Genomic DNA, 20,491 nt, shown 5'->3' with positions numbered 1-20,491 from the left:
CCGGTGGCCAATCCCGAGCTCTCGCTGTCGGCCGCTGCGGACGAGGCCCGCCCGGCCGCGTCGTCGACGGCCCGCCCGCGTCCGGTCCGGACCTGGCTCGTCCGCAGCGGCACCGGCGTGCGCCACGCGGCCGGTCGCGCGGGGGCGACGTGGCGTCGCTCGCTGCAGCTGCGGGTGGGCACGACGACGGTCATCGTGGCCGGCCTCGTCGTCCTCGTGATCGGCCTGTTCCTCGTGGACAAGGTGGCCGGTGGCGTGCTCACCGCGAAGCAGAACGCCGCGGTGAGCCAGGCCCGCATCGGGTTGCAGACGGCGAACGCCGCCTTCGCCGACGTGGACGCCCAGGTGCCCGCCGACGTCGACGTCGCGCGGCAGCAGGTCTACGCGAGCGTCACCGCCGTAAACTCCAGCGCCGGGGCGGGGCTGTTCACGATCGCTATCGAGTCGTCGACCGTTCCCAGCGACGACGTCGAGTCGGTCCGCATCCCGGACTCGTTGCGCGACGCCGTGCGCGACGGGAACCTCGCGACCCAGTACGCCCCGGTGCACCCCTCCGCGACGTCGGCCGACTTCGTCGCGGGCCTGATCGTCGGCGAGCCGGTGCAGGCGCGGTCGGGTGTGTTCGAGCTCTACTACCTGTTCCCGCTCACCGCCGAGCAGCAGACGATCGCGCTGATCCAGCGCACCGTGGTGCTGGCCGGTCTCGCGCTGGTCGTACTCGTGCTCGGCATCGCGCTGCTGGTCACCCGTCAGGTCGTCCGGCCGCTGCGGGTCGCCCGCGAGACGGCGGGTCGCCTGGCCGCGGGCGACCTGTCCAAACGCATCGCCGTCACCGGCAGCGACGACATCGCGCGGCTGGGTCAGTCGTTCAACGACATGGCCGACAGCCTGCAACGGCAGATCCGGCGGCTCGAGGATCTCTCCCGCCTCCAGCGGCGCTTCACCAGCGACGTCTCGCACGAGCTGCGCACCCCGCTCACCACCATCCGGATGGCCTCGGAGTTCCTGTACGCCAGCCGCGACGAGTTCGAGCCCGAGCTCACCCGCGCCGCCGAGCTGATGCACGACGAGCTCGACCGCTTCGAGTCACTGCTGGGCGACCTGCTGGAGATCTCGCGGCACGACGCCGGGGCCGCGCATCTCGAGTCGGCGCCGGTCGACGTCCGCTCCGTCGTTGCGACCGCGATCGAGGGCGTGCAGGTGCTCGCGGCGGCCCACGGCAGCGAGATGATCGTCGCGCAACCGGACGTCCCCGTCACCGTCGACATCGACTCGCGCCGCGTCGAACGGATCCTGCGCAACCTGCTGGGCAACGCGCTCGACCACGGAGAGGGCAAGCCGGTGGTGCTGACCGTCGGCTACGACGCGGACGCCGTCGCCATCGCCGTCCGCGACCACGGCATCGGGCTGCGGCCGGGCGAGGCCGGTCTCGTGTTCAACCGCTTCTGGCGTGGCGACCCGTCCCGCAGCCGGCTGACCGGCGGCACCGGCCTCGGCCTCGCCATCTCCCTCGAGGACGCCCGGTTGCACGACGGGTGGCTGCAGGCGTGGGGCGAGCGGGGACGCGGGGCGCAGTTCCGGCTGACCCTGCCGCGGCGCGCGGGCCACACCCTCATGCACTCGCCGCTGCCCCTGGACCCGGACGAGGACCCGGACGAGGATTTCGGCGACGCCGACGACGGGGAGGGTGCCCGGTGAGAACGCCCGGACGGGACCGGCGGCGCCCGACGCGCGCCCGCCGGGTGTTCGCGGCGCTCGTGGCCTGCTGGCTGCTGCCGACCGCGTGCACCGGCGTCCCCACGTCGTCCGCGCCCCGGACGGTGGAGCCGATCGACATCGGCAACGGCAACGACGAGCCGGTCCAGCCGGGCCCTGCCCCCGGCGCGGACGCTCGCAAGATCGTCACGGACTTCCTCACCGCGAACGTCGGCGACCCCGGCGACCACGGCACCGCGCGCAAGTACCTCGCCCCGTCGGAGCGGGCCGACTGGTCCGACGCCACCGCGACGATCATCGCCGACCGCTCCGTCGGCACGGAGGAGAAGGGCGTCGTGACGGTGCGCGGCAAGCTCGTCGGCTCCCTCAACCAGAACGGCGTCTACGTCCCGCAACTGCAGGGAACCGGCGACGGCGGCAGCGTCGAGCAGTTCCAGTACCGCGTCGCCAAGGTCGACGGCGAGAGCCGCATCGTCGGGCTGCCGGCCGGTCTGCTGCTGACCACCGACCAGTTCGAGGACTACTACCGCGCGCACGCGCTGTACTTCTTCGACCAGGCCCACCGCTACCTCGTGCCCGACCAGCGGTGGAGCGCGCTGAACGGCAGCCAGCTCGACAGCTGGCTCGTGGGCCAGCTGTACACCGGACCCCGCCCCGACCTGTCCAGCACCCTCACCAACGACACGCTGCCGACCCCGACGACGAGCCAGCGGCGCATCGCGGTCACCGCCGACGTCCCCATCAAGGTCGACGTCCCCGGCGCCGCGCAGCTCGACGCGCGCGCCCGACGCCAGCTCGCAGCGCAGATCGCCGCCACCGTCACCGAGCCGACATCGGAGGAGGCCGTCCAGCTCACCGACGGCGGCAACACCGTCCCGATGCCGGGTACCCAGACGGACTTCACCGCCCGTGAGCTGTACGGCGACTACGCGCCGGCCGCGCCGCCGGCCGACGTGTTCTACCTGCGTCAGGGCAACGTGGTGCGGCAGACCGGCAAGCCGCTGGACGGCCGCCTGCGCGACGACCCCTACTTCCTGGGCTCGATCGCCGTCACCGAGGCCCCGGGGGCGAGCGGGTACACCGTGGCCGCCGTCGCGGGAACGGGCAGGAGCGGTCGGCTCGTCATCGGCACACAGGCCGAGGGGTACCGGGAGACGTCGGTGCACGGCGAGCTGTCGCGACCGGCCTGGGCGCCGGCACCCGCCGCGGGCTCGACGGCCAAGCGCGAGGTGTGGATCGGCGTCGACGGCAAGCTGGAACGGCTCGAGGTCGACGGCAACCGCGCGGTCGTGTCGGACGTGTCGATCAACGCCGGCGCGGGCGGGGGGCGCATTGAGGCGGTACGGCTGAGTCCCGAGGGCTCGCGCATCGCCATGGTCATCGAGTCGCCGAACGGCAGCCGGCGACTGTTCGTCGGTGCCGTCGTGCGCGGTGCCGGCCAGGTGCGGGTGGACTCGCTGCCCTCGATCAGCCCGGAGGGGGTCTCGATCGACGACGCGGCGTGGATCGGACCGCAGAAGCTGATCGCGATCGGGCGGATCAACACCTCCGGCGACCCGCGCATCTTCGAGACCAACGTCGACGGCTCGTTCTGGACGGGCCGCACCATCGGTTCGGTGCTGCCCGGCCAGCCCGACAGCGTGACGGTGGCGGTGGGCCAGCTCGCCTGGGTGTCGTCGAACGGCACGGTGTGGCAGCAGTCGGGCCGCAGCTGGCGGTCGCCGGGAGCGATGGACCAGACCCCGGGGGACAAGCCCGTATACCAGGAGTGAACGCCCCGCGGTCGTCGTCCACAGCGGCCGGGGAGATCACGTCCGTCGTCCACAGCGCGGTCTCGGGCAGGGCGGGGACGTGCCGCGGGCGGCAGGCTGCCGGCATGGCTGCGATCGCGTTCGGTGACCTCGTCGACCTCGTGCTGCCCCGCCGCTGCGTGGGCTGCGACGCGCCCTCGGCCGTGCTCTGCCCGGCGTGCCGGCCGCGCACGCCGGCCTTCGCCGTGCCGGGCCACGGGATCGCGTTGCACGCCGGCGCCGGCTACGACGCGGCGGTGCGACGCGCGGTCATCGCGTACAAGGAACGCGGGCGTCGCGATCTGGCGGCGGCGCTGGCGCTGCTGCTGGCCGCGGCCCTGCGCGCGCTGGCACCCCCGCCCGACGCCGTGCTGATCGGGCCGCCGTCGGCAGCGGCGGTCGCCGCCGCGCGCGGGGGCGACCACGTGCTGCGCCTGGCCCGGCGTGCCGGTCGCCGCACCGGGCTCGTCGTCGCGCCGGCCGTGCTGCGCCCCACCCGTGCCGTCCTCGACTCGGCCGGTCTCGGCGTCGCCGAGCGCGAGCACAACCTGCGCGGTTCGTTGGCCGCGGGGCCGCCCCGTGGCCGGCCGGCGGTGCTGGTCGACGACGTCGTCACCACCGGTGCCACGTTGCGCGAGGCCGGGCGCGCGCTGCGTGCCCGCGGCTGGACCGTCGTCGGCGCGGCCGTGGTGGCGGCGACACCTCGTCGTGTCCTGGCCGAACCATTGGCAGGTCCCAGGTGAGCGGTCTAGCGTGAGAGCGACCAAAACGATCAGGTGACACTCGGCCGGCACGCCCCCGACGACCCACCTCGTGCCGACCGGTCACCGTGAGCATGGTGGAGGTCGCATGACATCTGTCGCGGGCAACATGGAGATCGTCGTCCGAGGCCGCAACGTGGTGGTTCCTGACCACTATCGCCAGCACGTCGAGGAAAAGCTCGCCAAGCTGGAGCGGTACGACCAGAAGATCCACCGCACCGACGTCGAACTCCAACACGAGAAGAACCCGCGGCAGAACGGCAGCTGCCAGCACGTCGAGATCACGTGCCGTACCCGGGGCCCGGTCGTGCGCAGCGAGGCCTGCGCCGAGGACTTCTACTCCGCCCTGGACCTCGCCGCCGACCGGCTCGAGCGGCGGCTGCGGCAGGCCGCGGACCGGCGGCGCGTCCACCACGGCCGGCGCCGGCCCCCCTCGGTCGCCGAGGCGACGGCCGCGCTGGCCGACACGCTGGACGTCGCCCCGGAGACGATCGTGGCGCTCGACGGAGCGGGCGGCGCCACCGGTCCCGTCGACGGAACCGGCGATGTCGACGGAACCGGCGGTGTCGACGGAGCCGGTGAGGCCGTCGACGGCCTCGACGGCGCCGACGGGCCGGGCCAGGTGGTGCGCGAGAAGGAGCACCCCGGCACACCGATGTCGGTCGACGAGGCGCTGTTCGAGATGGAGCTCGTCGGTCACGACTTCTACCTGTTCAAGTGCGCCGAGACCGGCCGCCCCACCGTCGTCTACCGGCGGCACGCCTACGACTACGGGCTGTTGCGCCTCGTCGAATGAGGCGGGGCGGGGGCGTGCCCCGCGCGGGTTACGAGCCCGCGGCCGTGTCGAGCCGCGGGTTCGTCTGCGCGAAGCGCACCTCGTCGTGGAACCGGCCGTCGACGCCGCGCAGCCGGTGCCGCCGCACGCCGTCGGCGTGGAAGCCGGCGGCGAGCGCGGCCCGCTGCGAGGCGAGGTTCGCCTCCTTCGCGCCGAGCTCCATGCGGGCGAAACCGTGCTCGAACGCCCAGGGCACGAGCAGGCGCAACGCGCGGGTGGCGTAACCCCGGCCGCGGAAACGCGGGTGCACCACGTAGCCGATCCCGCCGATCTGCGGCGGTCCGGCGTGGCGCAGGGTCAGCGAGCCGGCCAGCTGGCCGGTCGCCACGTCCACGATCGCGCTGAGCGCCCGGGTGCCGACGAGCCAGTCGAGGCCGGCCCGGGCGGTGGCCGACTCGTACTCGTGGGTGGTGCGTGGCGCGTCGCCGAAGCCGTTCGCGACGGTGAGCTCGTCGTCGGTCTCGGCGAAGGCGCACGCGTCGCCGGGGGCCAGTACCCGCAGCGCGACCACCCCGTCGGACAGCCCGTCGGCGGGCAACGGTGGGAAGCTGAGGGGCACCGACGTGGCCGGGTCGGTCGGCACCCGGCCGAAGCAGGCGAGGTCGGCCGACCCGCGGCCGGCGAGCGGCGCCGCGTCGCGCAGCACGCCCTCGAAGCGGAAGCCAGCGCGCAGCGCCGCCCGCGCCGAGGCGAGGTTGCGGACGTCGCAACACAGGCCGATGCGGCGCAGCCCCAGCCCGAAGCCGAAGTCGCACAGCACCCCGGTGGCCTCGCTCGCGTACCCGCGGCCGCGCGCGTCGGGGGCGACCCAGAACCCGATCTCGGGATGGTCGCCCCACATCCGCAGCGCCGCCGAGCCCACCACCCGCTCCGAGGCCCGCTCGACCACGGCACAGCCGACGCCGGAGCCGTCGCCGCGCCCCTCGTGGCCGATCGTCGTCACGAACTCGTGCGCGTCGTCGGCGGTGTAGGGGTCGGGCAGCACGAGGTAGTCGAACATCGAGCGGTCCTGCATCACCTCGTGCACGCGGGCGGCGTCGGTCGGCTGCCATCGCCGCAGCAGCAGCCGGGGGCCGCGCAGCGTGAGGTCGTCGAGAGCCGGTCCGGCGAGCACGTCCACCGCTCAAGATTCGCAGAGGTGGCAACCGTAGGGTGCGACCAATGACCGCAGCCCTGCGCCGACTGCCCTGGACCACGGTCGTGCCGGTGCTCGCGCTCGTGCTGCTGGCATTCACCTTCGGCCGGCACGTGCCGGTGCCCGTGCTCGTCCTGGTGGGGGCGTCGCTGATCGGGGCGGTGCTGGCCGCGGTCCATCACGCCGAGGTGATCGCCCACAAGGTCGGCGAGCCGTTCGGCTCGCTGGTGCTCGCGGTCGCCGTCACCGTCATCGAGGTCGGGCTCATCGTGACGCTCATGGTCTCCGGCGGTGGCCACGGTGGTGACACGAGCGAGCTGGCCCGAGACACCGTGTTCGCGGCGGTGATGATCAGCGCGAACGGCATCGTAGGGCTGGCGCTGCTCGTCAGCGCGCTCAAGCACCACCTGGCCGTGTTCAACCCCGAGGGCACCGGGGCGGCGCTCGCCACCGTCGCCGCGCTCGCGACGCTGTGCCTCGTGCTGCCCCGCTTCACGACCTCCGCGGACGGGGCGGAGTTCTCCGGGGCCCAGCTCGCCTTCGCCGCCGTCGCCTCGCTGGCCCTCTACGTGCTGTTCGTGTTCACCCAGACCGTCCGGCACCGCGACTTCTTCCTGCCCGTCGACCGTGACGGCCGCACCCGCACCGGCACCCGCGACCACGACGCGGACGGGACCGGGGACGAGCAGGGCGAGCAGGGCGAGCAGGGCGAGGAACACGCCGACCCGCCGACGGGCCGGCAGACCCTGGCCAGCCTGGGGCTGCTGGTCGTCGCCCTCGTCGGCGTCGTCGGCCTGGCCAAGGTCGCCTCGCCCTCGATCGAGGACGCGGTGGACGCCGTCGGCTTCCCGCAGGCCTTCGTGGGCGTGGTGATCGCGCTGCTCGTGCTGCTGCCCGAGAGCATCGCCGCCACCCGCAACGCCCTGCGCGAACGCGTCCAGGTCAGCCTGAACCTCGGCTACGGCTCGGCGATGGCGTCCATCGGGCTGACCATCCCGACCATCGCCGTCGCCTCGATCTGGCTCGACGGTCCGCTCGCGCTCGGCCTCGAGCCGACCCAGATCGTGCTGCTCGTCGTCTCGGTCGCGGTCGGCACGCTGACCGTCGTCCCAGGCCGGGCCAAGCCGCTGCAGGGTGGGCTGCACCTGGCCCTGCTCGCCGCCTTCGTCTTCCTGTCGATCCGGCCCTGACCGGCGGCCGTGCGGCCCCCGGCGACGACCGCGGGTGACCTCGGTCCCACGGCCCGTACCATGGCCGGGTGGTGCTGAGCCGAATTCTGCGCGCGGGCGAGGGCAAGCAGGTCCGTCGTCTGTCCTCGATCGCCGATCACATCGAGACGCTCGAGGAGGACTACGTCGACCTCAGCGACGCCGAATTGCGCGCGCTGACCGACACCTTCAAGGAACGCCTCGCCGACGACGAGACGCTCGACGACCTGCTGCCGGAGGCCTTCGCCGTCGTCCGCGAGGCCGCGCGGCGCACCCTGGGGCAGTTCCACTACAAGGTGCAGCTGATGGGTGGCGCGGCCCTGCACCTCGGCAACATCGCCGAGATGAAGACCGGTGAGGGCAAGACGCTGGTCTCGACGCTGCCGTCGTACCTGAACGCGCTGTCCGGTCTCGGCGTGCACCAGGTGACCACCAACGACTACCTGGCGACCCGCGACGCCGACTGGATGGGTCGCGTCCACCGCTTCCTCGGCCTCACCGTCGGCAAGATCACCAACGACATGCCGTCGGACCAGCGCCGCGCGGCCTACCTCGCCGACATCACCTACGGCACCAACAACGAGTTCGGCTTCGACTACCTGCGCGACAACATGGCGTGGTCGCTCGAGGACCTCGTGCAACGCGGTCACAACTTCGCGATCGTCGACGAGGCCGACTCCATCCTCATCGACGAGGCCCGCACCCCGCTGATCATCAGCGGCCCGGCCGAGGAGAACCAGCGCTGGTACCTGGAGTTCGCGCGCATCGCGCCGCGGATGAAGAAGGACGAGCACTACGAGGTCGAAGAGGGCAAGCGCACCGTCGCGGTCACCGAGGACGGCGTCGCCTTCGTCGAGGACCAGCTCGGCATCGACAACCTCTACGAGGCCGCCAACACGCCGCTCGTGGGTTACCTCAACAACTCGCTGAAGGCCAAGGAGCTGTTCAAGCGCGATCGTGACTACATCGTCAACGACGGCGAGGTCATGATCGTCGACGAGTTCACCGGCCGCGTGCTGCAGGGCCGGCGCTACAACGAGGGGATGCACCAGGCCATCGAGGCCAAGGAGGGCGTGCAGATCCAGCAGGAGAACCAGACCCTCGCGACGATTACCCTGCAGAACTACTTCCGCCTGTACAACAAGCTCTCCGGCATGACCGGCACGGCGCAGACCGAGGCCGCGGAGCTGCATCAGACCTACAAGCTCGGCGTCGTCCCCATCCCGACCAACAAGCCGATGGTCCGCGACGACGCGACCGACTACATCTACAAGACCGAGGACGCGAAGTTCGCGGCCGTCATCGACGACATCGCCGAGCGACACGAGGCGGGCCAGCCGGTGCTGGTCGGTACCGCGAGCGTGTCGAAGTCCGAGCGGCTGGCCTCGCTGCTGCTGCGCAAGGGCATCCCGCACGAGGTGCTGAACGCCAAGCAGCACGCGCGCGAGGCCGCCATCATCGCCAACGCCGGGCGCAAGGGCGCCGTCACCATCGCGACCAACATGGCCGGCCGCGGCACCGACATCCAGCTCGGCGGCAACCCCGAGTTCGCCGCCGACGTCGCCCTGCGCGAGAAGGGCCTCACGCCCGACGAGACGCCCGAGGAGTACGAGGCCGCCTGGACCGAGACGCTCGAGAACGCGACGGCCGAGACCGACAAGGAGCACGAGGAGGTCGTCGAGCTCGGCGGCCTGTACGTGCTCGGCACCGAGCGTCACGAGTCGCGCCGCATCGACAACCAGCTGCGCGGCCGCTCCGGCCGGCAGGGCGACCCGGGCGAGTCGCGGTTCTACCTCTCCCTCGGCGACGACCTCATGGTGCGCTTCAACGGCGAGCGCGTCGCGGCGATGATGAACATGCTGCGCCTGCCCGAGGACGTCCCGATCGAGGCCAAGATGGTCTCGAAGGCGATCCAGTCCGCGCAGACGCAGATGGAGCAGCAGAACTTCGAGATCCGCAAGAACGTCCTCAAGTACGACGAGGTCATGAACAAGCAGCGCAGCGTCGTCTACGACGAGCGGCTGCAGGTGCTCGAGGGCGCCGATCTCTCCGACCAGATCCGGCCGATGATCGACGAGGTCGTCACCGGGTACGTCAACGGCGCCACCGCGTCGGGCTACCCCGAGGAGTGGGACCTCGACCAGCTGTGGACGGCGCTGAAGACGCTCTACCCGATCGGCCTCACGCAGGAGGAGGCGATCGAGCAGGCCGGCGGCGAGAAGTCCGACCTCACCCGCGACTACCTCGTCGAGGAGCTCGTCGCCGACGCGCAGGCCGCCTACGACCAGCGCGAGGAGGAGCTCGGCACCGAGGTCGCCCGCGAGCTGGAGCGACGCGTGCTGATGTCGGTGCTCGACCGCAAGTGGCGCGAGCACCTCTACGAGATGGACTACCTGCAGGAGGGCATCGGGCTGCGCGCGATGGCCCAGCGCGACCCGCTCGTCGAGTACAAGCGCGAGGGCTACGACATGTTCGCCGCGATGATGGACGCGGTGAAGGAGGAGTCCGTCGGCTTCCTGTTCAACCTCGACGTCGAGGTCGACGAGGCCGGCGAGACCACCGCGGTCGAGCCCGCCCGCACGCCGGCGCAGCAGGCCGCGATCGCCGAGGCCGACGAGCAGGCCGACGAGGCCGCCGCGGCCGAGCCGCAGCTCGACGTCTCCATGCTCAAGGCCGCGCAGGACGAGCACGACGCCGCCGGGAGTGCGGCCGAGGCCGCCAACGGCGCCTCGCCGAAGGTTCGCGCCAAGGGGCTTGACCGCAACCAGGGCAAGCAGCCGTTGACCTACAGCGCGCCCGACCTCGGTTCGGACGCCCCCGCCGTCACCACCGAGGCCGACGACAGCCCGAAGGGTGGCACCTCGGCCACGGCCAAGCGGCAGCAGGCCCGCAGCAATCCCAACCGCGGCAGCCGCGGCAACAAGGGCGGCAACCGCAACCGTCGCAAGCGCTGACCCGCCGACCGACCGATCAGCCGGCCGGTCCCGGCCGTGACGGTCGGGCCGGGCCACCGGGGATCAGCCGAGCTGCAGCCGGGTGCACAACCAGCGCCCTCGGTGCACCTCGAGCCGTAACGCGACGGCGCGCACCCGCGGCCCGACCTCCACGGTCGCGCACAGCTCGGCGATGCCTGCCGCGGCCTCGGCCGAACGCACCGTCGCCACGTGCGCGCGGTGCAGCCAGTGCGGCCGGCCCGCGACGGCGGCGCGTTCGAAGTCGGCGCCCAGCCCGCGTCCGATCGACGGGCTGAGCATGGCGGTGAGCTGGGCGAGCGGCCGGCGGCCGTCGGCGGTCTCGATGAGACCGACCAGCAACCGTCGCGCCCACAACGTGGGCTCGGGCAGGCCGTCGCGACGGGGCAGGGCGGCGATCGCGCTCGACCACGGCGATGTCGGCTCGTCGAAGGGCAACCGCTGGTCGTAGCGGCCGACGAGCGGCCGGCCGGCCACCTCGTCGTCGAACGGCGGCTCCCGCTGCGGGGCGGGACGCACGGTGACGCGCGAGGCCGCGCCCGGGCGCGCCGGGCGGTGCGCGGCGGGGGCGCCAGCGGTGGGGGCGACGGTGGCGACGGCGGCGGTCACGGGGACTCCTGCGGGGGAGGGGGCAGCGCGAGCACCTGCCCAGGGGTGATGTGGTCGGGATCGGCGCCGATGACGTCCCGGTTGACGGCGTGGAGCCGCGCGACGTAGCGGGCCACGCGGGCGTCGGACGCGTCGGCGCCCAGGCGCCGCGACCCCAGCAGCCAGAGGCAGTCGCCGGCGCGGACGGTCACCCGTGCCGCTGCGGCGTGCGTCCCGGGGTGGCCGTCCCGGGGCTGCGGACGGTGCTCGGGTCGAGGGGGGTGGTGATCCGGGGTGACCGGGGCCTCGCCGCCGGTCGGCCACGCCGGGCCGGGCGCCGACACCGAGGGCGTCGTGGGCCACGCCGGGCCTGCCGGCCCCGGTCCCGTTCCCGGGGTCGCGACGGCCGCCGTCGCCGGGGCCAGCAGGACGCCGAGCCCGGCCGACCCGGCGAGCAGCCGTCGCACGAGCGCGGGCAGCGCGACCCGGGCGGTCGCGGCGGCGAGCCGACCCGCCGTCCCGGGCAGCCGGCTGAGCGCGGCGGCCAGCAGCCCGAGCGCCACCCACGTCGCGGCGAGCCAGCCGCCGAGGCCGGCCAGCACGGCGACGACCCGGTCGGCGCCGGCGTGGGCCAGCCAGTGCCGCGGCGCCGTGAGCCCGTCCGCGACCGCGGCGAGATCCGGCCGCAGCCCGACCACGGCGAGGCCGTCGACGAGCGTCAGGGCACTGATGCGCAGCCGAAGACCCACAGTCCGAACCTTTCGTTTGCTTGTGTTTGCGTTTATATGCGTTGGCTGACCTACGGTCAAGCGGCGAGGCTGTGTCACAGTTGTCCGGTTCGGGCGGTCGAGGAAGGGCGGGGTCGTGCGGTGGGAGGGCTTGTTCGCGGACCTGGAGGCGCAGGCCGGTGCGCTGGCGCAGGCGGAGCGGGCCGCCGAGGTCGACGAGCGCACCCGGGCCGAGGTCGGCCGGCTCGGGGTCGCGGAGCGGCTGCGGGGTGCGCTCGGGCTGCCGGTGCGGCTGCGGCTGCCTGCTGGGCTCACGGTGGCGGGCGAGCTACGGCGCGTCGGTCCCGACTGGCTGCTGCTGGGCGACGGCGACGCGCGCGAGACCATCGTCGCGCTGCCCGCCGTCCTCGGCGTCCGGGGTCTGGCCCGGTTCTCGGCCGCGCCCGGCACCGCAGGGGTTGTCGAGTCGCGGCTCACACTGCGGCATGCGTTGCGCGGCGTCGCCCGGGACCGGTCGGCGGTGCGGGTGCACCTCGTCGACGGCGCGACCGTCGACGCCACCGTCGACCGGGTGGGAGCGGACTTCGTGGAGGTCGCCACCCACGCCGCGGGCGAGCCGCGCCGACGCGGGGACGTCCGCGACTCCGAGCTGGTGCCGCTCGCCGCCCTCGCCGCCGTGCGGCGCAGCGCGGATGCCGTGACAACCTAGCTGCGTCCGCTTCGTAGGCTCGTCGGGTGGACGCCTCCCTCGTCGCGACCGGTCTCGGCGCCGCGTTCGGCTCGCGCGTCCTGTTCGACGGTCTCGATCTGGTGGTCGCGCCCGGCGACGTCGTCGGGCTGGTCGGCGTCAACGGTGCGGGCAAGTCGACGCTGCTGCAGGTGCTCGCCGGGCTGCGGCGTCCCGAGTCCGGCACGATCGCGCTGTCGCCACCCGACGCGACGGTGGGCTACCTGCCGCAGGAGCGCACCGGGCGGCCGGGGGAGTCCGTGACGCAGTTCCTCGCGCGGCGTACCGGGGTCGCCGACGCGCAGGTGGCGATGGACGCCGCGGCGGCCGCGCTCGCCGCCGGCGCGCCGGGCGCCGACGATGCGTACGCCGCCGCGCTGGAGCGCTGGCTCGCCCTCGGCGGCGCCGACCTCGACGAACGGGCGGCGGCGCTCGCCGCGGACGTCGGGCTGGACACCGCTCTCGACGCCGCGATGGACACGCTGTCCGGCGGGCAGGCGGCCCGGGCCGGGCTGCTCTCGCTGCTGGCCAGCCGCTTCGACCTCGTCCTGCTCGACGAGCCCACCAACGACCTCGACCTCGACGGCCTCGCGCGACTCGAGCGTTTCGTCGGTGACCTGCGCGCCGGCGCCGTGCTCGTCAGCCACGACCGCGAGTTCCTGCAGCGCACCGTCACCCGCGTCGTCGAGCTCGACCTCGCCCAGCACACGGTGCGTCAGGTCGACGGTGGTTACCGCGCGTACCTCGTCGAGCGCGAGGTCGAGCGACGGCACGAGCGCGAGGCGTACGACGACTACGCCGAGCGGGTGCAGGAGCTCGGCGAGCGCGCCCACATGCAGCGGGCGTGGATGGCCAAGGGCGTGGCGAACGCCCGCCGCAAGGCTAAGGACAACGACAAGGTGGGACGCAAGTTCCGCGCGGAGACCTCGGAGAAGCAGGCGGCGAAGGCCCGGCAGACGCAGCGGCTCATCGAGCGGCTGGCGGAGGTGCCCGAGCCGCGCAAGGAGTGGCAGCTACGTATGGCGATCGCCACCGCGCCGCGCTCCGGCGGCGTGGTCGCCAGCGCGCGCGACGCGGTCGTGCGCCGGCCGGGTTTCACGTTCGGGCCGGTCACGCTGCAGATCGACTGGGCCGACCGGGTCGCCGTCACCGGCGCCAACGGCGCCGGGAAGACGACGTTGCTGCAGCTGCTGCTGGGTCGGGTGTCGCCCGACGAGGGGACGGCGAGCCTCGGCTCGGGGGTCGTCGTCGGCGAGATCGACCAGGCTCGCGCGGCGCTCGACCGGCAGCTGCCGCTCGCCCGGGCGATGGGCGCCGAGCTCCCCGAGCTCGACGACGCCGCCGTGCGCACCCTGCTCGCCAAGTTCGGGCTGCGCGCCGATCACGTGGACCGGCCCGCCGCCTCGCTCTCGCCGGGCGAGCGGACCCGGGCCGGGCTGGCGCTGCTGCAGGGACGCGGCGTCAACCTGCTCGTCCTCGACGAGCCCACCAACCACCTGGACCTGCCCGCGATCGAGCAGCTCGAGTCGGCGCTCGACTCGTTCACCGGCACGGTGCTGCTCGTGACGCACGACCGGCAGATGCTCGAGACCGTCCGGCTCACGCGGCGGCTGCTCGTCGCCGCCGGGCGGGTGAGCGAGGACTGACCGCCCGCGACGCCGGCGGTCGGGCTCGGTCGGCGGTCGGGCTCAGGAGTCGGTCTCGGACTCCACGAACGGGTGCTCGGCGATGAAGTCGCTCGTCTGCCGGTACATCCGCGCGATGTAGTCCTCCAGCCTGCTGCGTTCGACCCGCCACTGACCCCGGCCGCCGATCTTGATCGCCGCCAGCTCCCCGTTGCGCACCAGCGCATAGACCTGCGACGAGGAGATGTTGAGGACCTCGGACACGTCGGTCAGCGTCAGGAAGCGGGATTCGGCATCCATGGGGGTGCGGCAGCCCTTCGTCGATCGGTGCGGGTGCCACCCGGGTGGCGGCGGGGCGATGGCGCCCGCGCACGAGTGTGGCAGGCGGGCGGGGTGCGCCCGGGCGTCGTCCACAGCCCCGGATCGGCAAGTCGCGCAATTCGGACTTCTCGGGCACGATGTGCGCGTGGCCGAACCGTCCCCCGCCCCGCGCCGGATCGGGGCACCCCGCTGGCTCGATCTCCGCCTGGTGCTGGGGGTGGTCCTGGTGCTCGCCTCGGTGGCACTCGGGGCCACCGTCGTCTCCCGCGCCGGCGACACCACACCGTCGGTCACCGCGCGGCACGATCTCGCCGCCGGCACCACGCTGCGGGCGCAGGATCTCGAGGTCTCGCAGGTGCGGCTGCCCGACGACGGCTCGGCGCGCTACCTCGACGACGTCGACGACGCGGTGGGCCGCACGCTCGCGCGCCCGGTGTCGCGGGGCGAGCTGCTGCCCGCGGCCGCCGTCACCGCGACGCCCGCGCGCACCACCCTCACCGTGACGCTCGCCGCCGGCGCGGCACCCGACCTGCGGGCCGGGCAGCGCATCGAGCTCTGGCTCTCCACGCCGGCGTGCGCGTTCGTCGTGCTGCTGCCCGACGTCACCGTGCAGTCGGTGCGCGCCGGGGAGGCCGGCTCGCTCGCCGACGCCGGCACCGGTCAGGACGTCGTCATCGCCGTCGCGCCCGCGCTCGCGCCGCGCGTCGTCGCGGCCCAGTCGATCGAGGACGCGCACCTGCGTGCCGGGGTCCTCGTCGGCGGCCGGCCGGCGGCGACCCGTGCGCCGGTGCCGTCCGGTTCCGGTGGCGCGACGATGCCCGCCGACCTCGCCGCCTGCACCTCGTCGACCGCGGGCCGATGAGGCTGCCCGTCCTGTCCGTCGCCGACGGTGCGGCGTGGGAGGAGCGGCTGGTCCGTGACCTCGGCCCGTCGACGTCGGTCGAGATCGTGCGGCGCTGCGTCGACGTGGTCGACCTGCTCGCCGTCGCGGCGTCGGGGCAGGGGCGGGTCGCGCTGCTCGCGAGCTCGCTGCGCCGGCTCGACGCCGACGTGATCGACCGGTTGCACGCCGCGAACGTCGTCCCGGTCGCGGTCGTCCCGCGTGGCGACACCGCCACCGAGCAGCGCATGCAGGCGCTGGGGATCCAGCACGTCGTCCCCGACGACACCGACGCCGCGGTGATGGCCACGGTGGTCGGCGAGGCCGTCCGCGACGCCACCGTGCCGGCCGACGGATCGGTCACGGCGCGCGGCCACCGCTCGTTCGCCGACCCGTCGACGTCCATGGCGATCCCGCCCGGCGCGGGCGATCCGGTCGCGCCCGTCGCCACGGCCCGCCGCGGGACCGTCGTCGCCGTGTGGGGGCCGACCGGCGCACCGGGGCGCACGACGCTTGCCGTGACGCTGGCCGACGAGATCGCCCGGCTCGGCCAACCCGCACTGCTCGTGGACGCCGACGTGTACGGCGGCACGGTCGCCGCCGTGCTCGGCCTGCTCGACGAGTCGCCCGGCCTCGCCGCGGCGTGCCGGCAGGCCGGTGGCCAGCGCCTCGACGCGACCCTGCTCGCCGCGCTGTGCTGGCAGCTCGGCCCGCGGCTGCGGGTGCTCACCGGGCTGCCGCTGGCGTCGCGCTGGCCCGAGCTGCGGCCGGCGGCGATCGGGTCCGTCCTCGCGGCCGCCCGGGCGCTCGCCGAGTACACCGTCGTCGACTGCGGCTTCTGCCTCGAGACCGACGAGGAGCTCTCCTTCGACACGCTCGCGCCCCGCCGCAACGGCGCCACGCTCGCCGTGCTCGACGAGGCCGATCTCGTCGTGGTGATCGGGTCGGCGGACCCGATCGGGATGCAGCGACTCGTCCGTGGGCTGGCGGAGCTCCGTGAGGCGGAGGTCGCGGCGCCGGTGTGGGTCGTGCTGAACCGGGTCCGGTCGGCCGTCGTGCCGGGCGACACCGGGGTCGAGCTGCGGGCGGCCCTGGAGCGCTTCGCCGGCCGGTCGCCCACCGCGCTGCTGCCCGTCGACCAGCGAGCGGTCGACGGTGCGGTCGCGACGGGACGGCTGCTGGGGGAGTCGAGCCCGAACAGCCCGCTACGGCGGGCGGTGGCCGAGCTCGCAGGCAGGGTGACCGGCGTCGCCGCGCCGGTACGCCGCCGGCACCGCCGAGGTTGAGCGCGTCCGGCCGTCTGGGACACTCTCCGGTGGGCGCGCGGGCACCGGTCGCCGGCGTCGACAGGCGCCGATGGGCACCGCACCGGCGGGAGGACGCACGATGACCGAGCGGATGACCGCCGCCGACGTGTCGTTCCTGCACCGCGAGACCCGCACCTCACCGCAGCACGTCGGCGGTCTCGCGCTGTTCGATCCGCCGCCGGCCGGCTTCGACTACGACCGGCTGGTGCGCCTGCTCGAGGAACGCATCACGCTCGCCCCGCGGTACCGCCAGAAGGTCCGCGCCGTCCCCGGCAACGTCGCCAACCCGATGTGGGTGGACGACCCTTCCTTCGACATCACCTACCACGTGCGTCGCTCGGCGCTGCCGCGGCCGGGCACCGACCAGCAGCTGCTCGACTTCTGTGCCCGCATCCTGGCCCGGCGGCTCGACCGCTCGCGGCCGCTGTGGGAGATCTACCTGATCGAGGGGCTCGCCGGCGGTCGCGTCGCGGTCGTCACCAAGACCCACGAGGCCATGGTGGGCGAGGACGGTGGCATCGATCTCGCGCAGGTGATCCTCGACGCGGCGCCGACGCCTCGTCGGACGGTCGAGGCGATCTGGGTGCCGGGCCCCGAACCGACCGCGCTGCACCTGCTGCGTGACGCGGTCGGGGGCATCGCGCGCCGACCGGTCGCGCTCGCCGACGCCGCTCGGCTGAACGCCCGCGATGCCGCCGCCGTGGTGGATCGGGTCGGTTCGCTCGTCGGCAACGTCGCCTCGGTGGGAACGGCGTTGCTGCGGCGTCCGCAGCACTCGCCGCTCGCCGTCTCGTTGAGCGAGCACCGCCGCCTCGCGGTCGCGCGCACCCGCCTCGACGACTACCGCCGAGTTCGCGAGACCTTCGGCGGCACCGTCAACGACGTGGTGCTCGCCGTCGTCGCCGGGGCGCTGCGGGGTTGGCTGCTCGCGCGCGCCGAAGCGCTGCGCCCCGCGACCACCGTGCGCGCGCTCGTACCGGTCAGCGTGACCGACACCGCTGCCGATACCGCTGCGGCGGCCGTCGCCGGGGACGGCCGGGCCGACGCCGATCCGCTCGGCGCCGACGTCGCGTCGACCGGTGTGGTGCGCCCGCTGCTCGTCGACCTCCCCGTCGGCGAGCCCAACCCGGTGCTGCGGCTGGCGCAGCTGCGCTACGCGATGGCCTCCCACAAGGCGTCGGGTCGGGCGGTCGGCGCCGAGCGGCTGACCTCGCTGAGCGGGTTCGCGCCGCCGACCCTGCACGCGCTGGGCGCGCGCGCGACCGGCGGGCTGACCCGGCGGATGTTCAGCCTGGTCGTCACCAACGTCCCGGGCCCGCAGTTCCCGCTCTACGCGGCGGGCGCGCGGATGACCGAGATGTTCCCGATCCAGCCGCTCGCCGACGGTCAGGCGCTGTCGATCGCGTTGTCGTCCTACGACCGCGGCGTCTACTTCGGCATCAACGGCGACCGCGACGCGGTCGCCGACATCGCCCTGCTGCCCGGGCTCGTCGAGGAGTCACTGGCCGAGCTCGTCGCCGCCGCGGCCGAGCCGGTGGCGGCGCGGGCCGCGGGCGCGACCGGGTGGCAGGACACCGCGGCCGCCACACGGGCCGCACCGGGCTCCCGGCGTCGGCCGCCCCGCGGCGGCGACAGCCCGGCGACCAGCCCGTCGACCACCTCGTCGAAGCCATCCCGCCCACCGGAGGACCGCACGTGAGGGTCTACCTGCCCGCCACCACGACCATGCTCCAGGAGCTCGTCGACACCGGTGCCATCGGCACCGACGCGACACCGCTGACCGCGTTCGCCGTGACGCCCGCGCTCCGCGAGTGGTACGTCGACGACGACGAGGAGGAGGAGCTCGAGTACGCGGCGCTGTCCGAGGCCGCCCGCGGCTCGTTGCGCCTCGTGGACGCCGACGACACGGCGGCACGCCGTCGTGTCGTCGTCGCGGTGGACGCGCCCGACGCCGGTGTCGAGATCCGTGACGACCTCGACCGGGGCGTGGTCCAGCTCGCCGACCCCGTCGTGACGGCGGCCGTCGCCTCGGTGCACGTCGACGACGACGACGCCGAACCCACCGTGACCGCCGCGGCCGAGGCGATCATCGCGGCCGATCTCGGTGACGCGGGCTCGCAGGAGCGCGTCGACGACGCCGAGGGCTTCGAGCTGTCGTGGTACGCGAACCAGGAGATACCGGCCCTGCTGGCTACGCTCTGAGCACGCGTACGGGCGTGGCACCATCGGGTCATGGACGCCGTCACGCACCCCCCGGCCCCGGTCAACGAGCCCGTACGTCGCTACGACCCGAGCAGTGACGAGGCGGCCGCACTCGCTGCCGCCGTCGGGCAGCTCGCCGACGACACCGCGGACCTCACGATGACCGTCGGCGGGCGTGCCGTGATGGCCGGCGGCGCCCCCTTCGAGGTCCGCGCGCCGCATCGCCACGAGCTGGTGCTGGGGCGGTCCGCGCACGCGACCGAGGCCGATGTCGAGGCGGCCATCGGCGCGGCGGCGAGCGCAGCCCCGGGCTGGCGTGACCTGTCCTTCGACGACCGCGCCGCGGTGTTCCTGCGCGCCGCCGACCTGCTCTCCACCACCTGGCGGGACCGCCTCAACGCAGCCACCATGCTCGGGCAGTCCAAGAGCGTGCAGCAGGCCGAGATCGACTCGGCCTGCGAGCTGGTCGACTTCCTGCGCTTCAACGTGCACTTCGCCCGCCAGATCCTGGAGCAGCAGCCCGTCAGCTCCGCCCTCACGTGGAACCGGATGGAGTACCGCCCGCTCGAGGGATTCGTCCTCGCCATCACTCCCTTCAACTTCACCGCGATCGCCGGCAACCTGCCGACGGCCCCGGCGCTGCTGGGCAACGTCGTGGTGTGGAAGCCCTCCCCGACCCAGCAGCTCGCGGCCCACCACACGATGGCGCTGCTCACCGAGGCCGGGCTCCCGCCGGGCGTGGTCAACATGGTCACCGGGGACGGCGCCGCGGTGAGCCGGGCCGCGCTGGGTCACCCGGCCCTGGCCGGGATCCACTTCACCGGGTCGACGGCGACCTTCCAGCACCTGTGGCGTGAGGTCGGCACGAACATCGGGTCGTACGCGAGCTATCCGCGCCTCGTCGGCGAGACCGGCGGCAAGGACTTCGTCGTCGCGCATCCGAGTGCGGATCCGGCCGCGGTCGTCACCGGGCTCGTGCGCGGCGCGTTCGAGTACCAGGGGCAGAAGTGCTCGGCGGCCTCGCGTGCCTACGTCCCCCGGTCGCTGTGGACCGCCGGCCTGCGCGACGAGCTCGTCGCGGTGAGCGAGTCGCTGGAGTACGGCGACGTCGCCGACTTCGGCGTGTTCGGCGGTGCGGTCATCGACCGGCGGTCGTTCGATCGCCTGTCCGGTGTGCTCGAGCGCGCGCACGCCGACGCGGGCGCCACCGTCCTCTGCGGCGGCAAGGCCGACGGCAGCGCCGGCTGGTTCGTGCGTCCCACCGTGGTCGAGCTCGCCGACCCGGCCCACGCGATGTTCCGCGACGAGTACTTCGGACCCGTCCTCGCCGTGCACGTCTACGACGACGAGCGCTGGGGCGAGACGCTCACGCAGCTCGAGTCGGTGGCGCCGTATGCGCTCACCGGTGCGGTGTTCGCCCGCGACCGCGCTGCCGTCGCCGAGGCCCAGCACGTGCTGCGATTCGCCGCGGGCAACTTCTACGTCAACGACAAGCCCACCGGCGCGGTCGTCGGGCAGCAGCCCTTCGGCGGTGCCCGGGCCTCGGGCACCAACGACAAGGCCGGCTCGATCTGGAACCTGCAGCGCTGGCTGTCGCCGCGGGCCATCAAGGAGACGTCGGTGCCCGCGACCGATCACCGGTACCCCCACATGGGCTCCGACACCCGCTGACGTCGGCCCGCGCGGCGGGCTGGGC

The 20,491-nt window shown here is 74.0% G+C and carries 17 protein-coding genes; 13 read left to right on the top strand and 4 right to left on the bottom strand.

Annotated elements, in window-relative coordinates; genetic code table 11:
- Positions 1-3: 3 nt before the first annotated feature.
- From mtrB to hpf, 4 genes are all read left to right on the top strand, one after another.
- On the top strand, positions 4-1,698 hold the full coding sequence (mtrB, locus tag BUE29_RS05195; protein WP_073386609.1) for an MtrAB system histidine kinase MtrB: 1,695 nt from the start codon (positions 4-6) through the stop codon (positions 1,696-1,698).
- A complete protein-coding gene (locus BUE29_RS05190; RefSeq protein WP_143167983.1) occupies positions 1,695-3,488 on the top strand; it encodes an LpqB family beta-propeller domain-containing protein in 1,794 nt (597 codons plus the stop codon). The genes mtrB and BUE29_RS05190 overlap by 4 nt, the downstream gene beginning before the upstream one ends.
- A gap of 104 nt (positions 3,489-3,592) precedes the next feature.
- A complete protein-coding gene (locus BUE29_RS05185; RefSeq protein WP_073386607.1) occupies positions 3,593-4,249 on the top strand; it encodes a ComF family protein in 657 nt (218 codons plus the stop codon).
- Positions 4,250-4,376: 127 nt separating this feature from the next.
- Positions 4,377-5,063 carry a ribosome hibernation-promoting factor, HPF/YfiA family gene (gene hpf / locus BUE29_RS05180; RefSeq protein ID WP_073386606.1) on the top strand — a complete coding sequence of 229 codons (687 nt, stop codon included), beginning with the start codon at positions 4,377-4,379 and terminating at the stop codon, positions 5,061-5,063.
- A 28-nt stretch (positions 5,064-5,091) separates the two neighbouring features.
- On the opposite strand, the gene BUE29_RS05175 is transcribed toward hpf, so the two are convergent.
- Positions 5,092-6,222, bottom strand: coding sequence for a GNAT family N-acetyltransferase (locus tag BUE29_RS05175; protein ID WP_084180699.1), 1,131 nt, complete (start codon positions 6,220-6,222; stop codon positions 5,092-5,094).
- Between the two features lie 41 nt (positions 6,223-6,263).
- Between BUE29_RS05175 and BUE29_RS05170 the strand changes: the two genes are divergently transcribed.
- Together BUE29_RS05170 and secA are read left to right on the top strand one after the other, a co-directional pair.
- On the top strand, positions 6,264-7,427 hold the full coding sequence (locus BUE29_RS05170; RefSeq protein ID WP_073386605.1) for a calcium:cation antiporter: 1,164 nt from the start codon (positions 6,264-6,266) through the stop codon (positions 7,425-7,427).
- Between the two features lie 68 nt (positions 7,428-7,495).
- Complete coding sequence (gene secA, locus BUE29_RS05165) at positions 7,496-10,399, top strand: preprotein translocase subunit SecA (RefSeq protein ID WP_073386603.1); 2,904 nt, start codon at positions 7,496-7,498, stop codon at positions 10,397-10,399.
- Between the two features lie 63 nt (positions 10,400-10,462).
- Here the strand turns inward: secA and BUE29_RS05160 are convergent, their stop codons facing one another.
- Together BUE29_RS05160 and BUE29_RS05155 are read right to left on the bottom strand one after the other, a co-directional pair.
- Complete coding sequence (locus BUE29_RS05160) at positions 10,463-11,026, bottom strand: Rv3235 family protein (protein WP_073386601.1); 564 nt, start codon at positions 11,024-11,026, stop codon at positions 10,463-10,465.
- Entirely contained in the window at positions 11,023-11,754 is a 732-nt protein-coding gene (locus BUE29_RS05155; RefSeq protein ID WP_073386599.1) for a LysM peptidoglycan-binding domain-containing protein, read from the bottom strand. The genes BUE29_RS05160 and BUE29_RS05155 overlap by 4 nt, the downstream gene beginning before the upstream one ends.
- A 130-nt stretch (positions 11,755-11,884) precedes the next feature.
- Between BUE29_RS05155 and BUE29_RS05150 the strand changes: the two genes are divergently transcribed.
- Positions 11,885-12,442: a hypothetical protein gene (locus BUE29_RS05150; RefSeq protein ID WP_234971356.1), complete on the top strand. Its 558-nt coding sequence runs from the start codon at positions 11,885-11,887 to the stop codon at positions 12,440-12,442.
- Between the two features lie 26 nt (positions 12,443-12,468).
- Entirely contained in the window at positions 12,469-14,106 is a 1,638-nt protein-coding gene (locus BUE29_RS05145) for an ABC-F family ATP-binding cassette domain-containing protein (protein ID WP_073386592.1), read from the top strand.
- Between the two features lie 42 nt (positions 14,107-14,148).
- On the opposite strand, the gene BUE29_RS05140 is transcribed toward BUE29_RS05145, so the two are convergent.
- Positions 14,149-14,385, bottom strand: coding sequence for a helix-turn-helix domain-containing protein (locus BUE29_RS05140; RefSeq protein WP_073386590.1), 237 nt, complete (start codon positions 14,383-14,385; stop codon positions 14,149-14,151).
- A gap of 166 nt (positions 14,386-14,551) precedes the next feature.
- Here BUE29_RS05140 and BUE29_RS05135 point away from each other — a divergent pair, with 166 nt between their 5' ends.
- From BUE29_RS05135 to pruA, 5 genes are all read left to right on the top strand, one after another.
- Positions 14,552-15,268: an SAF domain-containing protein gene (locus tag BUE29_RS05135; protein WP_073386588.1), complete on the top strand. Its 717-nt coding sequence runs from the start codon at positions 14,552-14,554 to the stop codon at positions 15,266-15,268.
- On the top strand, positions 15,265-16,572 hold the full coding sequence (locus BUE29_RS05130) for a CpaE/TadZ family protein (RefSeq protein ID WP_073386586.1): 1,308 nt from the start codon (positions 15,265-15,267) through the stop codon (positions 16,570-16,572). Before BUE29_RS05135 ends, BUE29_RS05130 begins: the two co-directional genes overlap by 4 nt.
- 100 nt (positions 16,573-16,672) lie before the next feature.
- Complete coding sequence (locus tag BUE29_RS05125) at positions 16,673-18,292, top strand: WS/DGAT/MGAT family O-acyltransferase (RefSeq protein WP_084180756.1); 1,620 nt, start codon at positions 16,673-16,675, stop codon at positions 18,290-18,292.
- Positions 18,289-18,795 (top strand): DUF6912 family protein, encoded by a 507-nt coding sequence (locus BUE29_RS05120; RefSeq protein WP_073386582.1) that lies wholly within the window; start codon positions 18,289-18,291, stop codon positions 18,793-18,795. The genes BUE29_RS05125 and BUE29_RS05120 overlap by 4 nt, the downstream gene beginning before the upstream one ends.
- 30 nt (positions 18,796-18,825) lie before the next feature.
- A complete protein-coding gene (gene pruA / locus BUE29_RS05115) occupies positions 18,826-20,466 on the top strand; it encodes an L-glutamate gamma-semialdehyde dehydrogenase (RefSeq protein ID WP_073386579.1) in 1,641 nt (546 codons plus the stop codon).
- Positions 20,467-20,491 lie beyond the last annotated feature (25 nt).

This window comes from Jatrophihabitans endophyticus (genome assembly GCF_900129455.1).
GTDB classification, from domain to species: domain Bacteria; phylum Actinomycetota; class Actinomycetes; order Mycobacteriales; family Jatrophihabitantaceae; genus Jatrophihabitans; species Jatrophihabitans endophyticus.
The sequence above is the reverse complement of the archived record's forward strand: the minus strand, read 5'-3'. Positions and strand labels throughout refer to the sequence as shown.

Coding starts and splice junctions, on each gene's coding strand:
- BUE29_RS05185 (WP_073386607.1), top strand. CDS start 3,593: ATGGCTGCGATCGCGTTCGGTGACCTCGTCGACCTCGTGCTGCCCCGC.
- hpf (WP_073386606.1), top strand. CDS start 4,377: ATGGAGATCGTCGTCCGAGGCCGCAACGTGGTGGTTCCTGACCACTAT.
- BUE29_RS05170 (WP_073386605.1), top strand. CDS start 6,264: ATGACCGCAGCCCTGCGCCGACTGCCCTGGACCACGGTCGTGCCGGTG.
- BUE29_RS05140 (WP_073386590.1), bottom strand. CDS start 14,385: ATGGATGCCGAATCCCGCTTCCTGACGCTGACCGACGTGTCCGAGGTC.
- BUE29_RS05130 (WP_073386586.1), top strand. CDS start 15,265: ATGAGGCTGCCCGTCCTGTCCGTCGCCGACGGTGCGGCGTGGGAGGAG.
- BUE29_RS05125 (WP_084180756.1), top strand. CDS start 16,673: ATGACCGAGCGGATGACCGCCGCCGACGTGTCGTTCCTGCACCGCGAG.
- pruA (WP_073386579.1), top strand. CDS start 18,826: ATGGACGCCGTCACGCACCCCCCGGCCCCGGTCAACGAGCCCGTACGT.